Below are 4,441 nucleotides of genomic sequence, written 5' to 3' on the forward strand. Positions count from 1 at the left end.
AATCAAACCAATCAGATGAGCCAAACTCTCTCTTAGTTTAGACCGCCATTGGCCCCAAAAACCATGACGACGGACAGAAGCCGAAGATAATCAGTAAGAAATTGCATTCTAAGAAGGCCTGAAAGCATCTCCATCCAAGTTACTGAGCGCTCTAATATTGAGTGCGTGAGTGGTATGAAATTTGCAATTCGGTGAAGCAAGCGACCAGTAAATGCAGCTGCATCCCTCGCATCAAGCGGGAAGACGGAGGCCACGACAGTTCTGACCCCAAGGCTAAGAAATCCGTTTGCGACAGTCGCGTGATTTCTGTCAGCCGCGTGCGTATCGCATGCACTAAGCAACATTATCGGTGGCAACCCACTTCATTCCTATCAAGCGACCAAACGTCAATTTCTTCGTCTTTCAAATGGAGCACGCCTGGCTTGTTCTCTTTGTGTGAACCATGCCCATCGAACAAAACAAGAGGGCCGTCATAGCTGTTAAAGGCGTTTTCTAGCTCCTTGCGCGTGCCTACTTCAGCCGTCCTGACCGTTATGCGTTTTGAGAAGTGCTCTTCAAAACGCTCAATAGCTATCTCGAACATCCTTGAAATTGGGTCTTCGCGTTTAAGTGCGCTGATAATGAGAATCTCTGAGAAATCCGACACTTGCAGATCAACAGGTTCGACGGAAGACATTGTCTGGACGAACAGGTTACCGGGGGTGACGGGTATGCGCGATACGTCACTTTGCAAGCACAGCGGCCAGCCTTTCACGTCTAACCATTCCAAATGCGCATCTGAAACAACTCGTATTCCAGATCTGGACAAGGACAACGTTTCGATGAATGTCTTTGGAAAGGAAGCAGATATCAAATCCTGCGTTCGTTTGAACACCTTTTGGCGGCTTGATTCTCTAGAACCTTCAGAGCGATAGTTCTGAGCAAACAAGCGCACCGCGCCAGAAGTCCGATTGATTGCATTCGGAAGCCTCAACGTCGCTGACAGTTCTGCGGAGGACCGCGCTGCCATACAAGCCGTCCCAAGGCTGAGTTCTTTTGCTCTGAGCATGTGCAGCGGATGCGGTGATAGATCACCACCATCGACAATACCCTCACCCATCACTGCCTTCATCTCAGTCTCGTTCTTCGTTGTGAAGTTGTACCCCGACTGGCGTTTCAGTGACTGCTGAACTCTCTTAAATTTGGCAAACTCGTCCTTACTAAGTGGTCCTTGAGACAAGGAGTCAAAGAAATGCGGGTAAATATTCGGCGCGAAAAGGTTGATATCGGGTGCAGGCCGCATGAAACGTTCAGGTGCTCGCACCCCGATCTTTTCGCGCTCTTCCAATATGGTCTTGCTAGTTTTTGAGAGTTGTTGAACGTAGGGCTCGTCGCCTTCGTCGATAGCTTTGAAAGGGCCATATACCGAGTTTTCGTATCCAAACGCGGCCAGAGCCGACAAATTGGGCCGAACACTGTTATGACCGCCAACTTGGTAACCGAGGTCTTTCGCAGGCGGTTCCGACCAGACGGAAATCGCTTGGATGGCGTCTTGTCTGCTTTCTTCGCTGACTTGGCCGGTCAGGTTCTCGCAGATATTCAGGAAGTGGTCGCGAAAGACCTCAATTGAAAAATCCCGGTAATTAATGCTTCCACCATCCGGTGCGAGGAAAGTTATTGGAAAGGTATGTGAGTTTCGCCAGTCGCTGAATAGTTCAATGTCCTGATCCTTGCCAACGCATACAACCAAAAAGGGAAAAATTGGTGGTGTTACAATACTGGTTAGAGCGCGCAGCGATTGGCCGTACCACGACAATCGCGTTCCTCCCGAAATTCGCCTAGCAGCAAATACTTCCTGCCCTTCGGGCGTCAGTTCATAGATATCCGCTGGCAGTGTGCAAATGTAATCAACTAATCCCGAATGATTGAGCAGGCTCGGGGCAAATCCTTGCATAGGAGTTGCTTGCGACGGGCCTCCATCTAGTACCGGGATAATGTAAGAAATGTCCGGAACTAGACTTGGTAGTGCCTTCGGCAGTGCCATAGAATTTCCTTAAGTTAACTTATCGATGTCTTCGAAATGTATGAAATTGCGCCGGATTTTTAGCGACGTCATTCTTTGACTGATTGAGCTTCTTCAGCATCCGTTGATAGTCAGGCCGATTCAACGTGCTGAAACCTTGCTTTGAAATATACCAATAGCGGGATTGCAATCATGACCATCCAAAGCTTGCCAAGGACTTGGCCAGCCAAAAATTCGAGACTTCCGAATGCTATTGCAAGGAAGATTAGGCTATCCAGAACGAGGCCAACGATGCTGCTAATGATTGCGGCTCGGACGAAACCGCTTTTTCGCAACGGAGCGTAGACAGTTAAGTCACCAACCTCTGAAACCAGAAACGCAGTGGTCGAGGCGACGACTAGGCTTGCTGGTGAGAAGATCGCTGAAAATAGCCCGCCGATCAAAATCCCAACCAAGGCCCAACGAACACCCAGCGTTTCGTGCACCACATCTCTCAACACCAGTGCGAGCCCCACTATGAGGATGCCACTTGGTGCCATGATACCGGGGAAGACCGGTATCAGACATGGTCCATCAGGCACACAGTAGGAGCCGACGTTGCTGATGAGCCAATTTGCAGCAGGGACGCATAAGATAAACGCAATGAACCCACCGAGGATTGGAATTTTCCCACTAAGAATTGATGGTCCCATCTTACAACCCTTCGTTAGAGGTGGGTCGGCTTCGAGGTGTCCCGATGTGCACGGCTCCGAATCCGAGATAAGGGACATCAAGTCCGGCAATTCGTATAATTTTGGTACCAATTCGACCAAGGACTACCGACGTGAGACCAGACGCAGCGGCCACGAAGCTGATCGCTGTGGCTAACGCGCCGCTGTCACGCCAAAGCAAGGAAGTTGAATTTTCATAGCAAGATTCTAGCTCATTTGGGTCTGCAAAAAATTGAAGGGTGCTGCCATGTTTGGCATTTGCAAGCTCACGAACATTCGCTGCATTCTCATTGCGGGCGTCCTCGGTGTTTGGCAGCAAGTTGAGTCTATGTGCTTTCCGATCATATATGCTGATTGGCTGATCTTGGATTGGTATGCATAGAATACCGAGTGAATGAAGTCCGGCGGCCGCAGGGGGGAAACTGTGGTACCAAGGCCGATCAAAGCGACCGGTTTGTCCCGCCGGATGGCAATACGAGGAATGCCAAAGCAAGTCCGACAAGGCCGTATCGTCAACCGTGCCGCCGATGCCTGAGTATCGTCGAGCCATCGAATCCGAGAATGAATTTTCTAGAGGTTGGTCTGGCGCAGCTAGCTCAACGAATCCTGAGCAGTCAATTTTCGGATTGTTCCATTTTATAGGATGAAGTCTTGGTATTGGCTCATTATCAATATGCATCATCGTAGAGGTCTTTTGTAACTTCGTAGTGCTTCAAGCATCCTCGACATCCACCACACGCAAGATTTCCAGTATGACAAGAGTGGGACCATGCGAGTAGCGAGCGGGGAACCTTGGCGATCCTGACCAGCTCAGCAGTCGACATACTCAGGGCGGGTGCCGAAACTTTGATTTCACCCTCTTGTAAGGCTACAAGTCGGTCCAATGCATGATAGAATTCCGGGCGACCATCGGCATGACTTTTATCTGACGCAACAGAGCCGGTCATGATTTCTGTTACGCCGAGGGACATGCCCCGTGCGGCTGCAAATGTGACGAGTAGTTGGTTTCGAAAAGGCCACCATTCTGGCACAGGTGCGCGTTCCAAAGGATCAGTGCCTGCCATATCGCCGGAGCCAATGCTGGTGCAATCTATCTTTAGGATCTCGTGCCGAAGGTTCAACTCCGTGGCAACTTGCGCGGCAGCAGCGATTTCTGCCTCGGCCGCTTTTTGACCGTAGTTTATTGTGATCGCGATTTCAGGTCGCTTCCAATACGCTACGGCGATTGAGTCCATCCCTCCAGAAAGAAGAAGCGCCTTCATGGAAGAGCCCAAACTGCATGATAGATTGCGCTAACAAGATCATTCAGAATAACGCATCCAGAGCCCGAGGGCATTTTTAGATCTTCAGGGCGCATGTTTTGAGCCAGCGCGACTACTGGTACTCCTTTTGCAACAGCATATCCGATCTCGAATATTGTTCCCGCATCGCTGCCATTCAAAATCGCCAATACTACATCGCATTCATCGAGTCCTTTGAGATCCAAGCTTGCGACGACTTCACCAGGTCCGACACCTACGTCATGCAGCGGCGAAAATATCTCAACACCCATGTGCAAGAGTTGATTTCTGACCTCCTCGACAATCCAACGCTCGGCAAGATTGAAGAATGGGGCTGCAATATATATTCGACCTTTTCCGGGTATGACTGGTACTAGTGTTCCGAGTCTGACACCTCTTACCTGTTCCCCCGGATTTCATCGAGGGAGTTCAGAGCGCGGCGTTCACGG

6 protein-coding genes are annotated in these 4,441 nt (G+C 50.1%); all 6 read right to left on the minus strand.

What is annotated here, in order from left to right; genetic code table 11:
• Positions 1-32: 32 nt before the first annotated feature.
• Positions 33-344 carry a CHAT domain-containing protein gene (locus Q1A75_RS24355; RefSeq protein ID WP_366142232.1) on the minus strand — a complete coding sequence of 104 codons (312 nt, stop codon included), beginning with the start codon at positions 342-344 and terminating at the stop codon, positions 33-35.
• Entirely contained in the window at positions 344-2,023 is a 1,680-nt protein-coding gene (locus Q1A75_RS23285; protein WP_299555865.1) for a hypothetical protein, read from the minus strand. Before Q1A75_RS23285 ends, Q1A75_RS24355 begins: the two co-directional genes overlap by 1 nt.
• Before the next feature lie 110 nt (positions 2,024-2,133).
• Positions 2,134-2,694, minus strand: a complete 561-nt coding sequence (locus Q1A75_RS23290) for a VUT family protein (protein ID WP_299555867.1) — start codon at positions 2,692-2,694, stop codon at positions 2,134-2,136.
• Between the two features lies 1 nt (position 2,695).
• Positions 2,696-3,394 (minus strand): hypothetical protein, encoded by a 699-nt coding sequence (locus Q1A75_RS23295; protein WP_299555869.1) that lies wholly within the window; start codon positions 3,392-3,394, stop codon positions 2,696-2,698.
• Positions 3,381-3,974, minus strand: coding sequence for a 7-cyano-7-deazaguanine synthase (locus tag Q1A75_RS23300; RefSeq protein WP_299555871.1), 594 nt, complete (start codon positions 3,972-3,974; stop codon positions 3,381-3,383). The genes Q1A75_RS23295 and Q1A75_RS23300 overlap by 14 nt, the downstream gene beginning before the upstream one ends.
• On the minus strand, positions 3,971-4,357 hold the full coding sequence (locus Q1A75_RS23305) for a nucleoside 2-deoxyribosyltransferase (protein WP_366142233.1): 387 nt from the start codon (positions 4,355-4,357) through the stop codon (positions 3,971-3,973). Before Q1A75_RS23305 ends, Q1A75_RS23300 begins: the two co-directional genes overlap by 4 nt.
• Between the last annotated feature and the right edge of the window lie 84 nt (positions 4,358-4,441).

Source organism: uncultured Tateyamaria sp., assembly GCF_947504105.1.
Lineage (GTDB): Bacteria > Pseudomonadota > Alphaproteobacteria > Rhodobacterales > Rhodobacteraceae > Tateyamaria.